The sequence below is a fragment of the Serratia fonticola genome, from assembly GCF_001006005.1.
GTDB lineage: Bacteria > Pseudomonadota > Gammaproteobacteria > Enterobacterales > Enterobacteriaceae > Chania > Chania fonticola.
Genome location: NZ_CP011254.1, coordinates 2,512,275 through 2,535,812 on the forward strand (window position 1 = coordinate 2,512,275; position 23,538 = coordinate 2,535,812).

Sequence of the window (23,538 nt, forward strand, 5' to 3'; positions counted from 1 at the left end):
TCGATGTATGGGTTGACCACTCGACAATCAATAAATCGCCAAGATCCTACAAAATGGGTTAAACCCTGTCCGGAACATTGGATCCCTGAGATAGAACAATCACTGCTTAATCTGGGCATGATCCGTAGCTTTTCAGATAAAATAAAAGCTAATAAATAAACCACCAGCTAGGCTGGTAGTTATATTTAATTTGTGCTAATTTCATACTGTTTTAATTTTTTAAAATATAATCTAAAAGGAATCGCGTATGGGACTATATAATATTCTTGATAAAAACCTTACGGCCTTAAAAAAGACATCATTTTCTCTGGAGGGATTGCAGGAACGATATGATTTGCAGGAGGCTATCAAGAAAAACATTGAAATTCTATCCCCGGATTGTCTGGTGATTTCCGAAGAGTTCTCTGACTGGGAAGACAGTAGGCGCAGAATTGATTTGCTAGCCATTGATAAACAAGCAAACCTGGTGGTTATTGAACTCAAGCGAGATGAAGTTGGCGCTCATATGGAGTTGCAAGCCCTTAGGTATGCCGCAATGATTTCAACCATGAGCTTCGCTAAAGCCTGCGAATACTATGAAAAGTATTTGAAAGAAAATAATATAGATATTAATGCTAAAGAGAAAATTCTTGATTTTGTCGAGCTTGATGAAACGGAATTGGTTGATTTTGGTAAGGATATTCGTATCGTGCTTGCCTCGGCTGACTTTGGTAAAGAATTGACGACCACGGTGATATGGCTCAGAGATAAAGGCGTAGATATTAGATGTGTTAGGCTTACACCCTATAACTTCAATGGTGACGTATTAATTAACGCCGAGCAGATTATACCCGTTCCAGAACTTGAAGAGTACCAGGTTAGGTTCAGAGAAAAACGTAGCGAACAGATAATAAGCAGTCAAAAATCTGAGAAGGATTACTCTGGATATCAATACAACGGTAGAGTCTATAATAAACGTAAATTGGCACTTGAATTGTTTACCGATTGGATTAATAAGCATAATCCCGCAGACTTTAACGATCTTAAACGCAAGTTAGGTGATGTGCTAAGAAGCCGCACGATTGCATTGGCAGACCAAATCTCAGAAGAGAGAAAAAGCAGGTTCCACATGCAGGAAGACTGTTTGATTGAGTTACCATCAGGAGAACTGGTTGCCATCTCTAATCAGTGGGGGATCGGAAATATTGACCGATTGCTAGACTTTGTTCGGCGTGATGGCTTTATCATTGAAAAGATAGAGCAATAACTGTGAACAGATCGTTTTAAAACGTCGATAACCTTAGCATCGCCAATAAATTTTCTTGGGTTGTGCTAAGGTTGGAACTAAATGTTCGCAACTCTGAACGCTTCAGACATTCGTTCCTGCTCCCGAAGAGGTAGTCCCAAACCATCAGCAATCGTCCTCCATTGAGCCACAATCCCCATAAAGTTTTCAATAATTTCATCGGCCTGCGCCAAGCTCAAACGGAAATATTCAGCGACTTCACGTGCCAGTTCGAGATCTAGTGCATTATCTGCTTCGGTGATATTAAGCTTTAGGCCGTCAGACCAGGGAACGGGGTTCATATCGTAGGCTTCAGAAAGCCGCCAGCCTTTGCCAGGGACCAAAATGAAACCATGATTGCGTAGGTGATCATCGGTGTTAGAGACAAGAATATTGAAAACAATCCTTGACCAGAGCTCTTGCAGGTCGGTTTTTGTTTGTGCGCCATGCCTTATCAGGACGTCTGCAAGTTCAAGATAACTGGCGCCGCTAGAGGCATCATCACCATCTTGATGTCTGGTCATTGTCATGGCAGAAGCAAAATGAAGGCGCTGGCCGGATCCTGTACGGTCGAACCGACGGACCATAAAGCAGTGGTAATCGCTGGCATATTTATGCGCTTCAGCTGTTGCGACGTTCAGCCCGCAGCCAACGGCGAGAGCATTGGCCACCATCTCCCAGCCGCCAACATCGTAATCATCTTTGGTGCTGGGAAATTTTGCGATATAGAGATGGCCATGCTTGTCCACGACACTTGCTTTGGGTCTTGCCCCACCTAGAGAACCACCTGGCGCAATGAGCATCCGCAACCATTCCTGACCCTGTAGGGATGTATTGTCTGGATCATCTTCTAGTGCGCGGCTTGCCCTTTCTAAAGCGTGAATTTCGGTAAAGGGAGGAGCTGCTTCGTCAGCTCGGTTATCAAGAAATTCACCTTCATCATTAAGCTTGTAGCGTAGGGCTCCTACTCGATAAAGATCATGTACACCCAAGAGATAATTTGATTCGTATAGCCTGGTTCCTTCAGCTTGGATACCGGCACGAATATCCCGCTCAAGGCGACGCTTCATCAGTATTCGGCCCCAGCGATCGGGACTGGAGTCGCCAAATATGCCGAATTTATCCCGTGGGTGAGTGGGGTACTGGGCACCTTCGAATAAAAGAATCTCTGGATCAAGTTGCAAACGATTGAGGTCGGGATCGGCCAATGCTAGAGGGTCATACTGAAATTCAAATAACTCTCGCGTACGAGTTTGTCGGCTATGCAGGAAGCCAATTCGCTTTGGCCCGTGCATTCCATCCCAGTCTGCATATACCCCGATCATCGCCATCGTTAACTCCCTTTGATTGACTTCTTCAATGGTTTTAGCAGGGCAGCCAGATCGGCCGACGTTGTGCTGCGGGCCGTATTGTTTGCTACGGAGCCAGCTTTCGTTGCTGTAGCTGCCTGCTTATCTGATCCTTCGTACTTGTGGGCAAGCTCAGGGCGCGGCTTTTTGTCTGCTGGTGCTTTACTCGGTTTTGCCTTGGAAGTGAAAACGATCTCGTTCTTTATCAGCCGGGAATCCTGAAGTTGGCGGCCTAGTTGATCTTCGGCGGCCAACTTATTCAGGTCGCTTTCAAGCCCTAACACCTGCATGACTGATAGATATGCACCTATCGTCACGCCTGCACCCCCGGCTTCAAGCGAACGTAGCGTCATTGGCGACATACCAGCCCGTTCTGCCACCTGTTTGGCCGTTAGTTTGCGCCGAAGACGCGCAAGTTTCAGACGCTCACCAAAATCAGTCAGCAACTGGTTAGTTGTAGGAAGTAGTGGTGCTGTTTTTTTCGCCATAATATCAATATTTTATCTTTTTAGTACAGATTACACCATAATATTAGCATAATTTTGACATGAAGCAGAAAGTGGATGACATGTGATACTAATATTTTTACTAAAAATGGTTTAAAACGCCAGAATATTAGCACTTTTGAAATTGCTTTGAAGGAGGGAAGGGGATTTGTACGTATTCACTAGCCCCGTATCTGCATCGTCCATTTATGCAAAGTCTGTGTTACCTGGGCTCTTATGTTCCTTGCAGATAGCCTACTCATACTAAAAGCACACCGCTGAACCTCTGGGGCGTCTAGCTTAAGGTTTGGCCCGCTTTCCAGCTCAGCCAGCAAGGATTATCATACGATCGAGACTACAGATCTAGAGAGTGTGCTATGCAACATATTATTGAAGGTTTCCTCAGTTTCCAGAAAGAGATTTTCCCTCAGCGTAAGGAGCTCTTTCGCAGCCTTGCCTCCAGCCAGAACCCTAAAGCACTTTTTATTTCGTGTTCTGACAGCCGCCTGGTACCCGAGTTGGTGACCCAGCAAGAGCCGGGGCAGCTTTTCGTTATCCGTAACGCAGGCAACATCGTCCCTTCCTTTGGCCCGGAGCCAGGAGGCGTGTCTGCGAGCATTGAATACGCGGTGGTGGCGTTAGGCGTTACTGATATCGTGATTTGCGGCCACTCGAACTGCGGCGCCATGAAGGCTATAGCTTCTTGTCAGTGCCTTGACCCGATGCCTGCTGTTGCTCACTGGCTACACTATGCGGACGCGGCAAAAGCGGTGGTAGAGAAGAAGACCTGGGATAGCGAAATCGACAAAGTTAACGCTATGGTTGAAGAGAACGTGATAGCCCAGCTAAATAATATTAAGACTCACCCGTCCGTTGCCGTTGGTCTGCGTGACAACGCCCTACGCCTGCACGGCTGGGTGTACGACATCGAAAGTGGTGAGATCCGCACACTGGACAAAAATACCAAGAATTTCGTCTCGCTAGCGGATAACCCCGAGGTGTACTTCGAATAACAGATGATTGGCTATGAGTGGGACCGCTCCTGGGCAGAAAGCCAGGAGCCTTCTGCCTGGCGTCCTTATCTGCTATATTCGCTAGGTGGAAATTATTTTATGTTGTCGGGGGCGAGCAGTTAATGGAAAACGAAGAACATATCAGTAACATTATCAAAACGCACCTCGAAGCGACATTAAACGATCTCGGGGAATTTATCTGGGCGTATGTGGTGTTATCGAAAAAAGATATGTCCTGTATCTTTGGGGTAACCAACTATCCTGGTGAGTGGGTAGAGCATTATAAAGCCAACGGTTTACAGTATACCGATCCGGTGGTGATCACTGCGCTGAACCGGTTAACGCCTTTCTCCTGGGATGAAAATCTAATGACAGGCGGAGGGTTTCATTTTTCCGAACTCTTCGAGCGGGCCAGGAAATTTGGGTTGAATAATGGCTATACGTTTGTATTGCATGATTATAATAATAACCTGGTCACGTTATCTTTTATTCTTGCCCCTGAAACCAGAGCGGAATTAACCCAAACGCTGATCAAGAATAAAGGTGACATCTCTGTTTTACTGGCGTCAGTGCATGAGATTTATCTAACCCTGAATTCGCTGTCAGAAAAAAACGCCTCACGCTCGGAAAAAAGCGCCCAATTTACCGAACGGGAAAACGAAATCCTCTACTGGGCCAGCGTGGGCAAAACCTATCAGGAGACGGGGATGATCCTGGGGATCACTACGCGTACGGTCAAGTTTCATATGTCCAACATCGTCAAAAAGCTGGGAGTCGCAAATGCCCGGCATGCAATACGTCTAGGTGTGGAACTTCAACTGATTAAACCGGTTAGTTGATTACAAAGAAGGCTCAGCCGCCAGCGGCCAGTCGTTCAGCCTGGTTTCGTCCGCTGTGCTGTACTTGCTGAATATCTTGGCTTTTAGCTTCCTCTGGCTCTCAGAGTCGACATGGCCGAGCAACAGATAGACCGGCTCATCTTTCTCGGAAACACCGGTTTCCAACACGGTGACATTCCAACCTGAGGTTCTGATGATGTGCATCATCGCATGGCTGGCAACGGCAAGAATGCCATCATAATGATGTTGTTGCGCATAGTTAATCAGTGAGAGAAACAAAGCCATAGTGACGGGAAACTTACGGCCTAACAGCGAGTGGGTTCTTTCTTTATCCACGAAGAAACGCGTGGATTCAATGTAGTTACCTTCTGGAATGTTGACATTGTTAAAGAATGAGGAGAATGTACTGTTCAACATATTTTGGTATTTCATGTCTATCATCCTGGTTCCGCATATAATCATGCCGTTCTCCACGCCAAAAATATAGTTGGTCTTATCATTATCAAACTGATCGACCTCCTTGCCGTCCGAACAGTCGACTGCCCATTGCAGTCTGTCTTTAAAAGTATTTTTTCTTAACATAAAGAGATCTTCAGATTTCTCATTGCTCATTGAAGCATAGTTAACGCTGTAAATATTAAACATAATGTCACCTGTGAATGAATATATAGAGATAAGTTCATCCGGTAACATCAGTGAAGTTTCATTAAGAGCATGCCGGTACAAAGGAATGATAATGCTTTTTAATAGATTTACGCTAACCTTATTATAGGAATAAACTGGTTTTAGCCGGTGTTGGGTGGGGCGTTTTAGGCGACACTCTGGGCTTAAAAGTGATATGTTTCTTACCGAGTACGAACCCGAGGGAGCGGCAACGGCAACTTTTACCTATTTTTTACATCTTTATACAGATAACAGACAACTCTCCGGCCGATACGGGCAAGAATGGATTCGATTCTTTTGACAAGGAGCTTCACCATGGATCTGAAATGTATTTTTGCGTTATTCACCCTGTCTGTGCTGCCTTGGAGTGCCAGTGCCGCTCCGGCTGCCCCCAAGGTCGTCGTAAAGTCTGAAGTTGCCTCGCCCGTGGTGTTGGAAAATACCCAGGATAAAAACTACCTGAAAATCTCGTTGGTGGGCTATCCGCTGCCGCAGGAAAAACGCAGCCCGATCAATCTGGCGCTGGTCATCGACCGCTCCACCTCAATGAGTGGCGATCGTATCGAAAACGCCAGAAAGGCGGCGATCGCCGCTGTTAACATGCTCAACGGTAATGACACGCTTTCGGTCGTTGCCTATGACTCCGGGGTTGAAGTGGTGATCCCGGCGACCAAGGTCAAAGATACAAAAGAACTGATTAATAAAATTAACAAAAGTATTGAACCGCGTGGGATGACGGCGCTGTTTGCCGGGGTGAGCAAGGGTATCGATCAGGTGAGCAAGCATCTGGATAAAGAGCAGGTTAACCGCATTGTGTTGCTTTCCGACGGGCAAGCCAACGTTGGGCCAACCTCCAACAGTGAGCTGGCCGAGCTGGCTAAACTGGCGGCCAAGAAAGGTATCGCCATTACCACCATCGGCATTGGTGATGGTTATAACGAAGATCTGATGACCACCATTGCGGGCTATAGCGATGGTAACCATGCCTTTGTTGAGCAATCCAGCGATTTGGAAAAGACCTTCGCCCACGAGTTTAACGACGCCATGTCCGTGGTGGCGCAGGATGTGGTGGTGGTGATCAAAACCGCCGATAAGGTTACGCCGGTTCGTCTGTTGGGGCGTGATGGCAGCATCAGCGGCAATACGGTCACCGTAAAACTGAACCAGCTGTATTCCAATCAGGAAAAATATGTTCTGCTGGAAGTGATCCCGGCCAAGGGCAGCAACGCCCAGAGCAAACCGCTGGCCGATGTGAACGTGCGTTACGCCAACCTGAGTACCAAGCAGGTGGATACCTTCAATGAGAAGGTGGCGGTACGTTATAGCCAATCCGCTAAGGATGTCAGCGCAGCGCAGGTTGATGAAGTGCTGGTGGACTCGGCCATTCAGAAGGCAGCGATTGAAAATGAGCGCGCGGTAGAGCTGATGGATGCAGGCAAAATGGAAGAGGCCAAACAGGTGTTTAGCGCTAATGCGGCAGCCTTGGAAAGCCTACCCGTCAGTGCCGCTCCAGCCAGACAAAAAGCCGAAGCCAGCGCGCAGAAGAACAAAGACCTGATGGGTAAAATGGAGAGCGCCAGCAAGGAATCGACCCGTAAGGCAGTGAAAGAACAGAACTACAACATCAAAACCCAGAAGAACCAGTAGCAGGGAGCCTAATGAGCCAGCGTACTTCCAGAAGTTTGACGGTTTTTATCATCATCACCGTGGCGGTCTTCAGCCTGATCGCCTATCTGGGAGTGCGCACCCTCGAGCACGAAGTGTTGCTACGCCATTACCAATCCCAGACCATGGCACAAACGCGCGTTACGCAAGCCAGCGACAGCGTTATGGATATTCTGCGGCAGAAAGCGACGCGGCTGGACGCGATCACCGACTACATTCAACCCAACGAACAGGCGCTCAAGGAGCTGGTTGAGAAGGATCACGACATTGATGGCGTGTTTGTCCTGCAGAAAAATCGGTTGTTGTATCCCAACGAAAACGGCCCGCTGAGCCAAAAAGAACTCGCCTGGGTTCAGGCCATCACGCCGCTGGTGAACGATCCTTCCTTGCTTTACGGCCACAGCGTAAAAAGCGAAATGGCTATCCCACAATCCGGCTGGTATATCACCGGCGAGGTGCAGGAGCCGCTGTTGATCTACTGGCGCACTATCGGCAGCGAGACCATCGGATTTCGGGTTCCTTATATCAAACTGCTATCGGACGTGATCAATGCGGTCAACTTCGATTTTGGCAGAGACACGCTGGTGCTGGTAGAGAACGGACGCCTGCTGTACCAAAGCAATCCGTATGTCGAGCTGGGAAACCTGCAGCCGTTGGCCGAACAGAGCCTGCCTTATCCGCTTACCGGCTGGCAGGTGAGTTATTACGGCAAAGCGGCCAGTACTACGGCGGTCTACCTTTGGGGCGGGGCGTTTATCCTGCTAATGCTGGCCATCATGGGCTTGATCATTTTCCGCCTCTACCGGGAATACACCCAGACGGCACGGCTGGCGCGCCAGCAGGTGGGTTTTGTCAGCCAGGTGTCCCACGAGCTGAAAACGCCGCTGACTAATATCACGCTGTATGCAGAGTTGCTGAAAGAAGAGCTGGATGAACAGCACAATGAAGGACTGCGTTACCTGGACGTGATTATCGGCGAGAGCCAGCGCCTATCGCGCCTGATCCAGAACATTTTGAGTTTTACCCGCGAGCCGAAGCTGCACATTCAGCCCATTGACCTCAACCCGCTGCTGGCGAAGATTACTCAGACTTTCACTCCGTCATATCAGGCCAAGGGGATGACGATTTCCCTCTCATTAGGCGAAAGCGTGGTGGTGCAGAGTGATATCGATCGCCTGACGCAGATTATCAATAACCTGCTGAGCAATGCGGAAAAGTATGCCACGGCCGGGAAACAGGTCGATGTGCAGGTGGAGTGCGGTGCGGACAATGTGGATATCCACGTGCGGGATTATGGTGCCGGTATCGCCGAGAAAGAGCTCAGGATGATTTTCCTGCCCTTTTACCGGGTGAAGTCAGGTATTACCGAGGGCGTATCAGGCACCGGCATTGGCCTGACGATTGCCCAGCAGTTGGCGCACAGCCTGGGCGGGGAGATCCTGGTGGCTCAGCAGTCGCCGGGGGTGCGCTTCACCTTGCGGCTGGCACGTAACCTGATTACAGCACCGTAGCCGCTGTTTTTGGATAAGTGCCGCAGAGTGACTTCTATACCTGACAACAACCGCGCTCTAGCTCCCTCTCCTTTTTGGGGAGAGGGTTGGGGAGAGGGCACAGCGCTGTAGCCGATGATATCGCCCACGTCAGGCGGTAATCGCCACCGCTAATAGCATTAACCACAGGGAGTCATGATGAAAATACTGGTCGTTGAAGACGATACGAACATCCGCCAGGGATTGGTAGAAGCGCTCTCCCGTGAGGGCTATAGCCTGATCGCCGCAGAGAATGGCAAAGTGGCGCTGGAGATGTATCAGCGGGAAAAACCGGATTTTATCATCCTCGATATCATGATGCCGGAGCTGGATGGCTACGCGGTATGCCGAGAGATCCGCAAACAGGATGAGCAGATCCCGATTATCTTTTTGTCCGCCAAGGATGAAGAGATCGACCGGGTGGTCGGGTTAGAGCTGGGAGCAGATGATTACATCAGCAAGCCGTTTGGCATTCACGAGATCCGCGCCAGGATCAAGACCATCGCCAGGCGTTGCCTGCGTAGCAAAACCGCGCAGCCAGATGTCAGCTTTGGTTTTGGTGATTTAACCGTGTACCCGAATGAGCTATGCGCTCTGCGCCAGACGGCGAGGTTGGAGCTTTCACTGCGCGAGGTGAAAATTCTGGAGTGCCTCTATCAGCACAAGAATAAGGTCGTCACGCGCGAGATGTTGTTCGATGCCGCCTGGGGCTATGACTTCCTGCCTAACAGCCGCACGCTGGATCAGCATATCTCCAAGCTGCGCAAGACCATTGAGCTCGATGCGAATAGTCCGTTATTGATTCGCACCGTGCATGGGATGGGGTATCGGTATTTGGGGTGAGGTAATAGTCTATGAGTAAAGTGATTTTATCGAACTAGCTTCTGTCGTAGGAAGGTTGTCGAATGTTTGATTTACGCTGTGGGGGCTGAAATTAACCTGGAAATTTCAGGTCATATTATGTAAAAAACACTAATGTTTTAGATCATTTATTGATCTTCATCAATGTTCATGACTTGCCTGTTTATCCTGTTTTTGTGTACAGTATTTACATCATATGGTGTCTTTTTTTTTAAAATAATCCATATGTAGTGCTCGTGCCCTGTGGTAAAAAAGAGGATTAATAATGAGTAAGAACAATAAATCTACTTCAAAAGATGTTTCTTCCCTTGCTGGTAGCGTTTTAGCCGATCCTAATGCATCTGTAATTCAAAAAAGCTTGGCAGCATCTGCATTGGCGCAATCTCGTACATCAAAGCAGACTGGTGCGGTCATGGAAACGAAAGCATCAGGCGTTTTGACCAGTACAAAATACAGTTCAACAACCAAAACGCTCGCAGGTACGGTTTTATCTCAATCGAATAAAGATCGTTAGTATTTTATAATTAAGGTGGTTTGAATGATTGAGTGTAGCTGTTGCGGCAAACCGTTGAATCGTGCCTTAAAAAGTGAAGATGGGAGATATAAGTCTTGCCCTCGTTGCTCCCAAACTCATGGACAGTTTCATATCTTCAGAAAATACCCGGATGATTTCGGCACAACCCCAAGCCGAGTGACACCGCAAAATCCTGACGGCCCACAAAGCCATTGCCTAGATTGTCGCCGACTTGAACCTGGTGAGGATTCTACAGTCGACCTAACTAAAGAACTCACTTGTAATCAGCTTTAAATATTTTTATGCCCCCGATATATTGGGGGCTGTTTATAATTCAGCAAGTTTTTAGCTGAGGTTAACCATTTGGTTGCGTGACCAAAGATCGTTAGCTATATCGCAAAGGGAACTATAAACAATTAGCTCTCTCGCGTTACCCCTTAAACACCTGCCCCCGATGCCACTCCACAAACTTATCCAAAGGATAATGTTCGGCGATCTTTGGCAACCGAATCGTCTTCCCAGCAAAGTCCCAGAACAATTGGTCGATCATATGGGTACCGTTCACACCTGCTGAAACCAACAGTTTCATGCTGTCGTCGAGCCCGATAGCTCCCATATCAAATGCGGAATGGTGCAACGAGCATAGCGCTAATCCGTTGGTCACGGTGCAGGGGCCGCCGTGTTGCTTCCATTTGATATGCGCCGCCTCTAAGCCAACGGGCGTAGTGTCGTGCTGCAGGTTATAGCCGCACACCGCGCATTGATAGTTATAGGCGCGTAAGATCGTTTGCCGGAATGCTGGGTCGCGTGCTTTACGTATCCCATCAAGCCGAAAGTCCAAGCGGTTGGCTATCAATTCTTGAACGCTGTCGGGGAAATGCTCACACAGGATTTGCTGTGCAAGCTTGTCGATCAGCGCGGGTTGGCTGCATAACAGCTGGTAGCTCTCTTCGTCGAAGCCACCGCTGACACCATGTTCGATAATTTCCCGCTTCGGTGGCTCTTTACTGCCTTTCTGCGGGCTGCAAAGCTCCGCATTCTGTAATTCCCAGAACCCATCGCCGCGTAAACGCCAGAACGGCATAGTGGGGTAATGGTCACGCCGCTGTGGGCCAAAGCTGTTGAGTAATGCCAGCAAGGGGCCGTGGATTTCTTCGCCATAATTGAACAGCCGATCGTGCCCTTGCTGATATTGGGATAGCACGTACAGCAGCAGTAACGGCTTATGTGGTGCACGCTGATCGCCTTTGCGCCACACGGTCAGATGAGATATGGCGGTTTGCAGTTCCTGGCTGGTTTTCATCGGTGCATCCTGGCGGGCGGCGAAAGTGATTGCGATCATGCTCGCAAAAGGGAAGGGATTCAATCGCTTCTACACATATCTTGGGCAAGACAGAGCCTCGTTATTTCATTAAATAGGGAAGAGCGTGCCTGCCAGCATTGAGCGCAGCTCTACGTAACAATCCTAAATGCCCAAAGCCACGACACATTCTCGGTTATTTCTGCTATGGTATGTTTATTGCGTCGTGTATTTTTTATGCTTTTGATAAACAAGGATTTAACATGGATCGTGGTATCCCTGATGTGGCTTTTATTAACAACAGCGATCAAAGAACCCCTTTAATTTTGGTGCTCGACTGCTCAGGTAGTATGGGCGGTGAGCCGATCGATCAGCTTAATCAAGGCCTTGCTCTGCTGGAGCAGGAATTGAAGGACGATGTGATTGCCGCCAAACGGGTCAGGCTGCTGATTATTGAATACGGCGGTTATGACCAGTGCAAACTGCACGGGGATTGGACAGATGCCATGGATTTCGTCGCGCCACGTCTGGCCGCCGGGGGCACCACTCCGATGGGGCAAGCGGTCATGCTGGCATTGAACGAGATCGAAGCAGAGAAACAGCGCCTGAAGCAGGCCGGGATTTCCTATACCCGCCCCTGGTTATTCTTGATGTCCGACGGGCAGCCTACCGATGAATGGGAAGGCGTTGCCGAACTGTGCCGTCAGGCAGAGGCTAGCAACAAAGTCGCCGTATTCCCGATTAGCGTGGCAGATGCTTCAACTGAAGTCATGGGGCGTTTTAGCCAGCATGGCAGTAATGGTGTCAAACGGCTGAGTGGCTTGCAGTTCCGCGAGCTGTTCTTGTGGTTGAGCGCCAGCATGCAAGTCGTCTCCCAGTCTGTACCGGGCGGAAAAGCACAGTTGCCAGCGACCGATAGCTGGTCCAACGTCCCGGTGTGATATGAAAAAATGGCAGGTATATGCCGCATCGGCCACCGGTGCGGCACATCTGGCAAGGGATATTCCGTGCCAGGATGCTTTTCATTGGGCCGTGGTTGATGAGCGCCTGGTCGCCGCCGTTTGTGATGGTGCGGGGTCGGCATCCCAAAGTGCAACGGGGGCGGACTTTGTCTCTCGCCAACTGGTGGAGCGCCTATCATGGCAACCCTCCGGGGCGTTGACGCCCGAGCTTATTCAGCAGATGTTGGAACAAATCCGCATGGATTTGTACTTTCTGGCGACCGAGGCCAATAACCAGCTGGAAGATTATGCCTGCACGCTAGTGGCGGCATGGATCGATGAGCAGCAGGTTTGCCTGATCCATCTTGGCGATGGGGTGGCTGCGGTGCGAACCGCCAGCGGAGATGAGCAACTGTCCGTGCCAGAAAACGGGGAATATGCCAACCAGACGTGGTTTTTAACCAGCGAAAACTGGCGTGAACATTTACGTATCACCTTTGTGAGCTTGCCGGTAGACCAACTGATATTAATGTCAGACGGCGTGCAGCCCTTTGCGTTAGATAAGTCGGGGCAGGCGCTGTTTGAGCCGTTTATGGGGCCGGTGATCCGCTATTTACAGCAGACCGCAGAGGAGCCGGGCAGCTCCGCCTTACAGGCCACGTTGGGCGATCCGCGTACCAGTGAAATCACCGGCGACGATAAAACTCTGCTCATAGCGCTACGCAGTTAATCCCCATGGCTCAAAATAAATCCCAGGTCTTTTACAACGAAAAGCGCCAGCCATTGCAGCTAGGGGCATTGATCAAAAGCGGTGGGGCGGGCAGTGTTTATCACCTTGCCTCGCAGCCTGGCAGCGTCGCAAAAATCTATCACGACAGCATCGATAAAGCGCTCTATCAGCGCAAAATCCAGGCAATGCTTCAGCACGTGCCCGATATTCCGCCTATAGCCCTGGCCGAGGATTCGCTGGTGCAACTGGCCTGGCCAACCTCGCCGCTGTTGAATACTCGGGGTGAGTTCGTTGGTTTTGTCATGCCTGAGTTGGATGTCAAACGCAGTATCGAATTGGAATATATCCTGCAGCCTCGGCAGGCTGAGGCGGCGAAATTACCAGACGGGATCGGGGTGAAGGTCAGCTTGGCCACCAACCTCTGCACGCTGGTTGCCGCGTTGCATCAACAGCAGCATCGCATTATCGATATGAAGCCGGTTAACCTGCGCTTTTATCGGGAAAGCCTGTACGTTGCGCTGCTGGATTGCGATGGTTTCAGCATTGAGGGGGGCGGCGAGCGCTTCCCTGCCGGGCAGTTTACCGCAGAGTATCTGGCCCCTGAATTCCAGAAAACCGGCAAGGTGCCAGAGAAACAGGAAGAGTGGCAGGACCGTTTTGCGCTGGCGGTGATCCTGTTCCAGTTGCTGAACTTTGGGCTGCATCCCTACAGTGGTCGCCCGCAGTCCTCGAAGATTGCTACCGATCTGCCTGGGCGTATTGCCGCGGGCTGTTATGCCTATGGCTTGACCGCCAATAAATTAATGGCTCCTGCGCCAGTAAGCATGCATACCCTGTTGCCGAACGATCTGCGGCTGATGTTTGACAAGGCGTTTGGCCCGCTGGCTGCTTCACGGCCTTCCGCACGGGAATGGGCTAGCGTACTGCGGCCCTATGCCTTGCCGGCGCAGAAGAAGATCGTTGTCTGTAAGGCAAATAAGCGCCATCAGCATTTTGCTGGCCTGGCTTGCCCGGAATGCACGCGTAAAAAGCAGATGCAGAAAGCGCTACAAGCGGCTCGTTCGGCCAAGCGGCAGGCTCCGCAGCGCCAGGTCGCGCCTGCTTATGTGCCACCTCCGCGCCCTGCACCCACACCTCCACCGCCCAGTTTTAAACTGACGATGCCTGCGTTTGTCCCTGGCGTTGTGCTGCATACCGCGTTTGCCGTGCTGTTGCCGTTGGTGTTCGCCTGGTTGTTCAGCCAGTTTGCTTCCCTGACCAGTTTACAAATAGGGCTTTCAACGTTCTTATCCATGCCCTGGAAGGATCAGTGGTTTATGGGGGTGAGGAGCATAATCTATTGCAGCATCGCCCTCGTTCTAGTGTTGGTATTCAAATGGGCTTTTAGCTCGATAGTGCGGAGTAAGCCCTGATGTCTTCGGGTTTTATCAAGTTTGTCATTACGTTGCTGGTGTTGCTGGTGGTCTTTCTCCCCTGGCTCATCATGGCCGCGCTTGCCGGGTTATGGCAGGGGATTGAGTGGATTGGCGCACAGCTTTGGCCTGCGGTATTAAATGGCCGCGAGCGCGGCTTCTTATCCGGTTTATGGCTGGCTGGCAGCCTGATGACGGGCGGTATGTTGTATGTGGCGTTCCGGCGTCGTAGCTTTAGCTATGCTGCCGGAGGGGCGCTGGCGGCAGTATCGCTGTTGCTGCTCAGTTATCTCAATATGCCGCTCACGCCAGAGGCTGAACGCCGTTGGTTGGTTGGGCATCAGCTTGAGCAGAGTGAATGGAAAGAGGCTACGGCCTACAGCGGGCAACAGTTTGATGAACTGATACAGAGCTTCCCCGGGCAGTTGGATGAATGGCGGGTATTAAACACGCTGGAAAAGAATAGAGAGAAGTTCCCACCTCTCGGCTATTCGCCACAGGACAGTGAGCACATCACCAAGCTGTGGACCGCTGCCCTGCAATCGCCACAACCGGATACTCAAGCCGAAATCAGTGCATTGAGCAAGATGAAAGACGCCACCCTCTGGATGCCCGATCAGGCCGAATTGTGGCTGGCCACGGGGTTGTTTAGCCTGACAATAACGCCAACGTCAGGCATAGCGCCAGAGTCGTTTGGTGCGATTAGCCAAATTTTTCAGTCAGCTATTCAAAGTAATCCTCGGGATGCGGATGCCTGGATGGGCTGGGCGTTGGCCACGCTGCTGGTAGGCGACAGCGAACTCCCCCTATATGGCTCCCCTGCACCGCGGCTCCAGCAGGTGACTAATGCGTTGATAGTCGCCGGTCAGTTGGAAAAGAAGGGGCAATATCAGCCAATCATCCATCGGCGCTTAAAGCAATTTATTGACGCATTACCAGCCAAAGAAAAACGTGAGCTGGATATCTTGCAGGCGCGAGCCACCTTGCTGGTGGGGTCGGCAGAGCCTTTTGATCCGGCGGTGGTTGAGCTGGCCAATCAGAATCTGATACCGGCGTCTTCTGGTGAAAGCGGCCGTAAGCCTGTTGCGGATAGCTCCATTCACATTGCCAGCGTGGCGCCATTCAGCCGTGCCGGGCTGTCGACTGACGGGGTTCGACGCGTCTTCGGCAAAGACAAAGATTACGCCACCACGATGTTATCCGTTGATGTCGATGAGCGTGGTGAACCGGTCTCTGTCCTGCCCTTTGTTAGCAGCGGCGCTCGCGAACTGGATCTGAGCGCCATAAGGCTGGCGTACAGCTGGCGTTTCCCTGCTTCCAATCAGCCTCAGCATCGTTTTATACCGTTTGATTTTGTGAATACCGAGCTGACCTCCAGCATGTATTTACAGCTTATGCAGCAACATATCGCCACCTTGGCGAACCTGGTAGCCCGCCACGACCACGCCGGTTTACGCCAGCAAGAAGCGTTGATCCGCAGGCTGAATGGTACGGTTTGGGTAGGGAAACGGAATTTTGGCCTGAAGCGGGATGAGGTCTATGAGCTGAATAAAATGCTGATGCCGAAAACGCTGAATGACGACTATTTCACGACCACCATTAATAAAATAGACAGCCTGGTCGGTAAATATAACCAAAGCCCGGAGTTGTTACTGTTGCTGGCCCGCCAGCAAATGCTGTATTTCAGTTACGGCATGCGTCTCAAGAGTGCTGAAAAGCAGAAGGCCGCGTCTTCTGGTGTGAGTAACCCGTGGGCACATTTACTGTGGGATGCTCGGCGCAATTTTGGGCGAGCGATTGCTATGGATCCCAAGCGGGCAGATGCCTGGTACGGTTGGGGGCTGTCGTGGGCCGATGAAGATCCGGAAAAGCTGGTGGGGGCGCTGGTTTATGCTCAGCGCCTGCTACATCAAGCGGAGACATCCCAGTCTACTCTCTACTCTGAGACTATGAGCCAATCGGAACGTGCGCTAGAGTTTTTGAAGCTTCGGCTGCTGCTGGGGATGAATTTACAGCATCAACGCGTCGGATGGTTGGATATCCTGAGCGCGCGCGTCAGCCAAAATTATCAGGACATGATTTCAACCGGCTCTGGTGCCCCAAGTCAACCTGCATATATGTCCCAAGAGCAATCCTCGCAGTTGGTTGAGAAGGTCGCCATCAGGCCGATGCCTTTCCCTAGGTCGTTGGAACTGCAGGTGCCTGAAGTGCCTCAGGCGAAGAAATACTCTGCTGGCATAGTCAGCGTTAGCTTTGAACAAGCCGGTATCACTCAAGCAACGCGCACCTTGCCGTTCTTCCCGGACGTTGGTCCACAGGCGGCGGGGGAGAAAACCGTGGTGATAGACCTGGATGTGAGTGCCCAAGGGAAGCCGCAGTTGGTGCTGATCTCATCGAGCAGCGGCGTTGCGTTGTATGATGAGGCCGCATTGGCCGCCGCCTGGACCTGGCAGTTTGCAAAACAGCCGGTTGGCCACTTACAGCGGGTGACGGTGTCGTTTAGGCGTTAAAGGGAGCATCGGGTGGGTTAAGCGGGAATGGTTGCCTCAGCGGGTAATCGGTTTGACAAGCTGCCACTCGGCCCCAGCCTGATGGCGTGTTTGGCATTAGTCACGCCCATCTTTTTCACAATATTGCCGATATGGAATTTTATAGTACGGGCCTTTACGTCTAAAATAATGGCAATTTCCTGGTAGGTTTTCCCCATGCTGGCCCAATAGAGCACTTCGTTCTCCCGCGTTGACAAGGGATATTTTTCTGCGCTGAAGTTGTAGCGATTATTTCGCGCGGTTTCTCGGTGCCGGGTGGTGATCCTTTCGTGGATGTTAGCCAACAGCATCTGCAAACGGGCTTTGTTAGGGGGTATTTGACCCTCTATATCGATGGATTTGCTGTCATTAAGCGTCAGCATCGCCAAATTACGTTATTTGTTTATCTAGATGGTTTTTAAATACATTTTTTTATCGTGGCTAGCAGAGAATAATGTAGGCATAAAATTACCTCAATATGAAATAGTAACACTACTAACCTAACCGTTATTGAACGCCAGATAATATACTGGCTTGCCTGCTTGTTTCGATAAAATAGCAAAAAAAACCTGACCTCGTTGGGTCAGGTTGCCACATTGGCCAACACCAGGGAAATTTTTACTGCCATTATCTTAAAGCCATTTTCTTGGTTGAGGCAAGCGCTCAATGCTGGATTTTGGCTGTCTATCACCATTATTCGGCCTAGGATTTGTATTGCCTTACGTTGTTCATTGCAGCGGCACGGCATCGGCATTGATATTCTTGCTCCTAATTCTTGGCATTATCTGAGGTAGTTACTCAGGGCTGCGTTGGTCATTCACTATTAACTGATCATTATTTGATCAGTTGTAGGCCTGTTTTTCTAACAGAAAACTCTTGTGGGACCTCAATATAACCATATTGAGTCCGCGTTATTGCTGTTTACAGCCTGCTATAAGACGCTAATCGGGCTGTTGATATCATTGGGTGGAACAGGTCTGCCATGCTGGCGTGCAGAAAAAATTAAAGCGTAACCTCAAGCCTGCTCTATGCGTTGCCCCATAGATTGTTGTCACGGTGACCCGAAGCTTGAGCTTCACCGATAGCTGAAAAGTGAGGTCTCACCATCCGGCTGGAGGCCTTGAAATGGCCCTCAAACGGGCTTGTTTGAGATAGAAATGATTTATTTTTAATGAAAAAGTGATGTTAATCACAAATAACAACCCTAGAGTCGTTCATTAAATAGCCATTCCGTTGCCATTATGTTGCATTTTCGTGTCTGCTAAATGCGGTGAGAACAGACTATTCTGGCTAATGAGTCAAGCAGCTCGTTTTACCGTTCCCAGTATGGAAATATTCTTGATTACCCTTCCGAGTTATTTGCTTGTTAATACCCTTTTTCTACCGCTGTGTCAGTAGGTGATAAGAAAAGACTTATTTTAAAATCAGGATAAAAATAGAGAATATTCTTAGTTTACTATAAGCCTCCTAATTTGTTATTTGAACTGAAATATATACCATTAATCCTCGCTACTTCTTGAATAGATAATAACAACTTGATAGGTATTGGCGATGAATATGTACTTATGCGATCGTTTTAACCGATTTTGAATAATTGTTTTTCGCCATTAATATTGTTTTGAAAGTTAGGAAATAACTTAGTTTTTGAAAATAGTATTCTGCTTGTCCAACGGCGTAATGGAGTTGGTAAATGAAGAAGAAAGGAAGGGAGTCTTATGCTAAAGATAGTAGATGGTGGGTATCCCCCACGGGGCGGTACTCGCTCAAAAAGACCTTTAACCTGGCCTGATACCAATAAGTATTTCCATGAAGGTATCGTAGGCTACTGTGACTCAGTTAATACTTCCCCAGAACAACTCAAAGTCGTATTTATTGACTTTCAATTAGCTAACCTGCGCCTTTTCCTGGATCAGGACTGGCTAATGTATTCCGCTTGTAATCGCGTTGTTCTGGTAACCGATAGTTACCTGTTACCCTTGGCCAATTACTATAAGAGCATGTTTCGGCAGGTTGATTCTGTGATCCAGAGAACGGGGGCATCCAGTGATATTTTTGCTAAAATCGATCATGTTATTGCCGGGGAGCAGGTTTCTTCGACATCGCAAGTCAGGCTGTCTTCGCGTGAGATATGTTTATTACGTACTCTGATCCATGGTGTCACCGTGGGTGATCTTGCCAGCAGGTTGCGGCTTAGTCCTAAAACAGTTTATGCCCTGCGTCATAATATTTTGGGCAAGATGGGGTTGACTAAAATGAGTGATATTTTCACGCGGGCCTATCTTTCTGTCAGATAAACTATAACTACCTATCGTCATAGGGTTATCGAAACTAAATAAAACATGCGATGCTTTTATATCGCAGGGTTTTTATTATTTAATTGCCGTAGGACCTTTTCGAAAATTTAGTTTTCGAATGCGCCCTTGTGTCGCATTTATTGTGCCACGCCAGTGAATATTGGCGGGAAATTAATTGATATAAATAAAGGAAGAAATTTTATGAAGAAGTTAGCTCTGGCTTTGATTGCAGCTTCAGCGTTGGGAACAATTAATCTGGCTAATGCGGACACTCGTACTGCGAACGCGACAGCGTCTTGGGATGCAAAAGCCATTAAAGATACCAGCAGCATGCTGGTTGTTACCCCGATAAAGTCACTGACCTTTAATTACGCAGAAGGTCTGGAGCGTTTTAACTCTCAAGACGGCGCTTTCGATATCACCATCGCTGGCCAGTCTGGCGCGAGTGATTTCAAACTGACCTCTAAAATCATCTCCAACACCCTGAGCCGCACCAGCGATGACTCTGCGCTGACCGTTGGCGTTAAGTGGAACGGTAAAGCACTGTCTGAAAGCAGCGAGATGGTGATGATCGATACTTCTGCAGGCATCAGCGCTGGCCTGTCTGCTCTGGCTATGGAAAGTGCTTATGCTGGTGCTAACCGTACCAGCACTCAGGGCGTGTTCGCCTTTGATATCGCGAAAGCGACCGTTGCGGGTACTGATACTGCGTTCAAAGACCTGACCGATGGTTACTGGGATGGCAACGTAAACGTTGAATTCACAGCAACTTGGGACGGTACTTTCACCACGCTGTAAGTGATTTTGTTGTCTTAACGTAGTCAGGATCGGGGTGGATAGCCCCGATCCTTATGGAACGCATGATGAACAGATGGTTTCCTACGCTGATGTGCTCAGCACTCTTTTATTGTACTCACGCCGGTGCAATTAACGTTGGCGCGATTACATCAATCATTTCCCCTGACCAGAGCGTTATCGCCAAGGAGGTGATTAATACCGTGGATGATGCCCGTCTGGTCAGCCTGAAGGTCGAGCGTATTTCCTCCCCGATGGAAGGGGGCAAAGTGATCCCAATGGAGAGCAAGCAGGAAATAATGGCCACGCCATCCAACCTGATTTTGCCCGGCAAGGGTAAAGATGTTTTCCGCGTTTTCTATTCCGGGCCGAAGGACGATAAGGAGCGTTATTACCGTTTAATCTGGAATGATAATCCGGTTACCGAAGAGGGGCTGTCAAAGACCAAAAAAGCCGCTTCGGCAACCACCTCGGCAACCATTAGTACCATTATGGTCGTTACACCACGGAAGGATAAGTTCGATTATCAATACCGAGATGGTGTTGCTTATAACACCGGAAACAGTTCTTTCCGCGTGGTGGCATTTGGCCCCTGTAAGCAGCCACAGACCAGTGACGAGAAAACTAAAGGATGCCGTGAGCGTTATTACGTTATGCCGGGATTAGGCGTGCATTTGAAATTTGTTGATATCAATAATCAAAAACTCAGCGTTGGCATTTGGCACAACGAAGATTATATCAACGTGAAATAGCCTCTTTACTCATTACCTGCATCGTGAATGTTTTCCAGGTGTGGATTAGGAGGCTATTTGGGGAAGCAAATGGGTAATAATTTCATCTTAAGGACAAGAACCAAGGCTGTAGCGCTATGTATTGCTGCGGCTCTGATGTCTATGCAGGCTAACGCCAGAAACCTACAGGATGTTCGTTTAGGAAATTATCTTATCCCGGGGGTATTTGGTCAGGCGCTGACCGAAGGTATGACCATTCCTGTACTGCTACGTTACAAAGGCGGCGACCAACAAGAAAAACAAAAGGTAGCGGATGCGCTGGTGGTGCTGGAAAAAGACCGCCTGATGATAAGAGATATTACGCTGGCGGAAGAGTCTGAAGGGGCAACGTTGGCGGAAACGACCCAGACATTGATCCGCGGTCTGAAAGATCGTTTCTTTGATCAAAATACCCATATTGCCGTTTCGTCCGATGCCGATCTGAACCTGAATATCCGTTCATTTGTACTGACGCTGGACGTGAGTGAAAAAAGCTTAGGGACCGCTATTATCCCAAGAACGAGTCTGCTGGGACTCTCTTCGGTGCCGAATTTCAGTTCGGTGCTGAATTACGATCTCGGTGTTTACCGCTCGCAGTTAAAAAAGGGCGAGAACACCTCGAATAACTACCTGACCCTGGATAACACCTTCGGCTTCGCGGAGCATCATTTCAATGTGAACGGCTCGTTTTACGGTATTGGGGAGTCTCAGCAGGATTCTCAGCTTTACCGTGCCATGTATGAACGGGACATGAGCGGACGCCGTCTGGCATTTGGCTTGGTTGACACCTGGAACCTGCAATCGTTGGGGAGCCTGTCGGCACTGAACTCCAGCAAGGTGTATGGCGTCACCTATGGCAATAAGTCTGCTACCAAGATCCAGAATACCCAATATTCGCTAACGCCAATTACCGTATTCTTACCTAGCGCGGGTGAAGTCCATATCTACCGGCAGGGACGTCTGTTAAACATCCAGAATTTCCCGATGGGCAGCTTTGAGGTCGATACCAGCCGCCTGCCGTATGGGATTTATGACGTTGATGTCGAAGTGGTGATCGACGGCAAAACCCATTCGCGTATGCGTCAGACGATCAACAAAGCCTTCTCTGGCAATAATGGCATGGCGCAAGAACTGAACTGGCAGCTATATGGCGGATATGTTAATTACGACAACCGCAATAACCGCACCAACGACAGTACCACCAACGAAACCTATCTGGCAGGGGCGTCGGCGGCGATGTCGATCCCGGAAATTCTCAAGATCGCCTCGGTCCCGGCGATATTTGGCCTGGCGGTGCAAACCTCGACCTATACCTTCGACAAGAAGGTGGTGAATGAAACCTCGATCAATCTCAACGTGAACCAGTTCGCGAGCTTGGGCTGGCAGGGGTTGCTGTCACAGGGCGGGCGTTACCGCAATATTTTAAGCGCCAGCCTTATGCTACCGAAAGGCTTCGGCAGCGTGTGGGCCAACCGGGAGAAGAGCCATATCGGTAAGGCGTTGCCGGTCTATGAGTCTGACAGTTATTCCTATGGCGGTACCCTTAGCCTGAGCCGGTTCTTTGAACGTGGTGGGCAGCTTACGCTGAGCCGCACGGTGGATAAGCGTGATCGCAGCACCTCTAACAACCTGGAATACTCCACGTCACTATTCTCCGGGCGTTATGGCACGGTCAACCTACGCGCCGGTATCCAGCGTTATCGCTATGATTACCAGTCCAATAGCACCAACCAGCGCTATATCTCGCTGGACTTCTCTTTGCCGCTGGCCGCCTGGTTAAGCACCGGTGTGTCTTCCAACAATGGCAACGTGCGGGCCAACCTGGCGGGCAACAAGAGCTTTGATGACTCGGCGTTTACCTCTGCCGGTTTCAACCTGGCCAAGCTGGTCAAGGATAAGCACAACGGTGACAGCGCTTATTCGGCATCTGGCTATGCCGCCTTCGATACCAAATACAGCGCGGGCACCTTGTCGCTCTCACGGCCGGACAACAATCGCCTCAATGGCAACCTGACTGCGCGCGGTGCGGTGGCCTACAGCGATAAGAACTTCGCCGCCAGCGGTATTCAGGAGAAGTCCGGGGTGTTGGTAAAAACCGGCTTCATCGACGATGCGGTGCTGTCGGCTCAGATCGATGGCCGCAGCTATCCGCTGAGCGGTGCGAATAACTTTATCCCGTTGCCGCCGTACTCGAGCTACAAGGTTGAACTGATGAACGATAAAAACTCGATGGACAGCTTTGACATCGTCAAGGGGCGCACCCGCAACGTCACGCTGTATCCGGGCAATGTCGCCGTTTATGAGCCGGAAGTGAAACAGTTAGTGACGGTGTTTGGTCGTATGACCATGGAAAATGGCCGGGCGATCGCCAATGCCGCTGTGCGTAACCACATCGGTAAAACCATTACGGATGCGACGGGCGCCTTCCAGATGGACGTTGATAAACGCTACCCGAGCGTGTCATTGACCATGCCAGATCATGGCATTTGCGAAGTCGATCTGGATTTGGCCAAGGCCAAGGGCGTGAAGTGGGTCGGCGATGTGGTGTGCAACGTGCAGACCATTCTGGCACAACGATGAGGAAAG

General features: G+C 49.8%; 20 protein-coding genes. 15 read left to right on the forward strand and 5 right to left on the reverse strand.

From position 1 onward, the window contains the following. Positions 1-247 precede the first annotated feature (247 nt). Complete coding sequence (locus WN53_RS11205) at positions 248-1,246, forward strand: PDDEXK family nuclease (protein WP_024484725.1); 999 nt, start codon at positions 248-250, stop codon at positions 1,244-1,246. Positions 1,247-1,323: 77 nt separating this feature from the next. On the opposite strand, the gene WN53_RS11210 is transcribed toward WN53_RS11205, so the two are convergent. Together WN53_RS11210 and WN53_RS11215 are read right to left on the reverse strand one after the other, a co-directional pair. Next, positions 1,324-2,595, reverse strand: coding sequence for a type II toxin-antitoxin system HipA family toxin (locus WN53_RS11210; protein WP_024484726.1), 1,272 nt, complete (start codon positions 2,593-2,595; stop codon positions 1,324-1,326). A gap of 2 nt (positions 2,596-2,597) precedes the next feature. After that, positions 2,598-3,101 (reverse strand): helix-turn-helix domain-containing protein, encoded by a 504-nt coding sequence (locus WN53_RS11215; protein ID WP_024484727.1) that lies wholly within the window; start codon positions 3,099-3,101, stop codon positions 2,598-2,600. A 374-nt stretch (positions 3,102-3,475) separates the two neighbouring features. On the opposite strand from WN53_RS11215, the gene WN53_RS11220 reads away from it, so the two are divergent. After that, entirely contained in the window at positions 3,476-4,111 is a 636-nt protein-coding gene (locus WN53_RS11220) for a carbonic anhydrase (RefSeq protein ID WP_024484728.1), read from the forward strand. Between the two features lie 122 nt (positions 4,112-4,233). Then, complete coding sequence (locus WN53_RS11225; protein WP_021179139.1) at positions 4,234-4,950, forward strand: helix-turn-helix transcriptional regulator; 717 nt, start codon at positions 4,234-4,236, stop codon at positions 4,948-4,950. Here the strand turns inward: WN53_RS11225 and WN53_RS11230 are convergent, their stop codons facing one another. Beyond that, a complete protein-coding gene (locus tag WN53_RS11230; protein WP_021807856.1) occupies positions 4,951-5,595 on the reverse strand; it encodes an acyl-homoserine-lactone synthase in 645 nt (214 codons plus the stop codon). It abuts the gene before it with no gap. 333 nt (positions 5,596-5,928) lie between these two features. Between WN53_RS11230 and WN53_RS11235 the strand changes: the two genes are divergently transcribed. The 4 genes from WN53_RS11235 to WN53_RS27235 all read left to right on the forward strand — a co-directional run bounded on the left by WN53_RS11235 (position 5,929) and on the right by WN53_RS27235 (position 10,182). Next, positions 5,929-7,260, forward strand: coding sequence for a vWA domain-containing protein (locus WN53_RS11235; protein ID WP_024484729.1), 1,332 nt, complete (start codon positions 5,929-5,931; stop codon positions 7,258-7,260). A gap of 11 nt (positions 7,261-7,271) precedes the next feature. After that, positions 7,272-8,789, forward strand: coding sequence for a sensor histidine kinase (locus tag WN53_RS11240; protein WP_024484730.1), 1,518 nt, complete (start codon positions 7,272-7,274; stop codon positions 8,787-8,789). A gap of 177 nt (positions 8,790-8,966) precedes the next feature. Continuing rightward, entirely contained in the window at positions 8,967-9,650 is a 684-nt protein-coding gene (locus tag WN53_RS11245) for a response regulator transcription factor (protein ID WP_046808059.1), read from the forward strand. A 283-nt stretch (positions 9,651-9,933) separates the two neighbouring features. After that, complete coding sequence (locus WN53_RS27235; RefSeq protein ID WP_071784961.1) at positions 9,934-10,182, forward strand: hypothetical protein; 249 nt, start codon at positions 9,934-9,936, stop codon at positions 10,180-10,182. Between the two features lie 430 nt (positions 10,183-10,612). Here the strand turns inward: WN53_RS27235 and WN53_RS11250 are convergent, their stop codons facing one another. Continuing rightward, positions 10,613-11,485 carry a phosphorothioated DNA-binding restriction endonuclease gene (locus WN53_RS11250; RefSeq protein WP_024484731.1) on the reverse strand — a complete coding sequence of 291 codons (873 nt, stop codon included), beginning with the start codon at positions 11,483-11,485 and terminating at the stop codon, positions 10,613-10,615. Positions 11,486-11,745: 260 nt separating this feature from the next. Here WN53_RS11250 and WN53_RS11255 point away from each other — a divergent pair, with 260 nt between their 5' ends. The 4 genes from WN53_RS11255 to WN53_RS11270 are packed head-to-tail and all read left to right on the forward strand — an operon-like array spanning position 11,746 to position 17,075. Next, positions 11,746-12,423, forward strand: a complete 678-nt coding sequence (locus WN53_RS11255; RefSeq protein ID WP_024484732.1) for a vWA domain-containing protein — start codon at positions 11,746-11,748, stop codon at positions 12,421-12,423. A gap of 1 nt (position 12,424) precedes the next feature. Further along, complete coding sequence (locus tag WN53_RS11260) at positions 12,425-13,153, forward strand: PP2C family serine/threonine-protein phosphatase (protein WP_024484733.1); 729 nt, start codon at positions 12,425-12,427, stop codon at positions 13,151-13,153. Positions 13,154-13,158: 5 nt separating this feature from the next. Continuing rightward, entirely contained in the window at positions 13,159-14,565 is a 1,407-nt protein-coding gene (locus WN53_RS11265) for a DNA-binding protein (RefSeq protein WP_024484734.1), read from the forward strand. After that, positions 14,565-17,075, forward strand: a complete 2,511-nt coding sequence (locus tag WN53_RS11270) for an energy transducer TonB (protein ID WP_024484735.1) — start codon at positions 14,565-14,567, stop codon at positions 17,073-17,075. The genes WN53_RS11265 and WN53_RS11270 overlap by 1 nt, the downstream gene beginning before the upstream one ends. A gap of 17 nt (positions 17,076-17,092) precedes the next feature. Here the strand turns inward: WN53_RS11270 and WN53_RS11275 are convergent, their stop codons facing one another. Next, positions 17,093-17,476: a helix-turn-helix domain-containing protein gene (locus WN53_RS11275; RefSeq protein WP_024484736.1), complete on the reverse strand. Its 384-nt coding sequence runs from the start codon at positions 17,474-17,476 to the stop codon at positions 17,093-17,095. A gap of 1,332 nt (positions 17,477-18,808) precedes the next feature. Between WN53_RS11275 and WN53_RS11280 the strand changes: the two genes are divergently transcribed. The 4 genes from WN53_RS11280 to WN53_RS11295 all read left to right on the forward strand — a co-directional run bounded on the left by WN53_RS11280 (position 18,809) and on the right by WN53_RS11295 (position 23,532). Next, positions 18,809-19,387: a LuxR C-terminal-related transcriptional regulator gene (locus WN53_RS11280; protein ID WP_024484737.1), complete on the forward strand. Its 579-nt coding sequence runs from the start codon at positions 18,809-18,811 to the stop codon at positions 19,385-19,387. A 201-nt stretch (positions 19,388-19,588) separates the two neighbouring features. After that, positions 19,589-20,185 carry a common pilus major fimbrillin subunit EcpA gene (gene ecpA, locus WN53_RS11285; RefSeq protein ID WP_024484738.1) on the forward strand — a complete coding sequence of 199 codons (597 nt, stop codon included), beginning with the start codon at positions 19,589-19,591 and terminating at the stop codon, positions 20,183-20,185. A 65-nt stretch (positions 20,186-20,250) separates the two neighbouring features. Continuing rightward, entirely contained in the window at positions 20,251-20,934 is a 684-nt protein-coding gene (locus WN53_RS11290) for an EcpB family pilus assembly chaperone (protein WP_024484739.1), read from the forward strand. 135 nt (positions 20,935-21,069) lie between these two features. Next, a complete protein-coding gene (locus WN53_RS11295) occupies positions 21,070-23,532 on the forward strand; it encodes a CS1-pili formation C-terminal domain-containing protein (RefSeq protein ID WP_099049910.1) in 2,463 nt (820 codons plus the stop codon). Positions 23,533-23,538 lie beyond the last annotated feature (6 nt).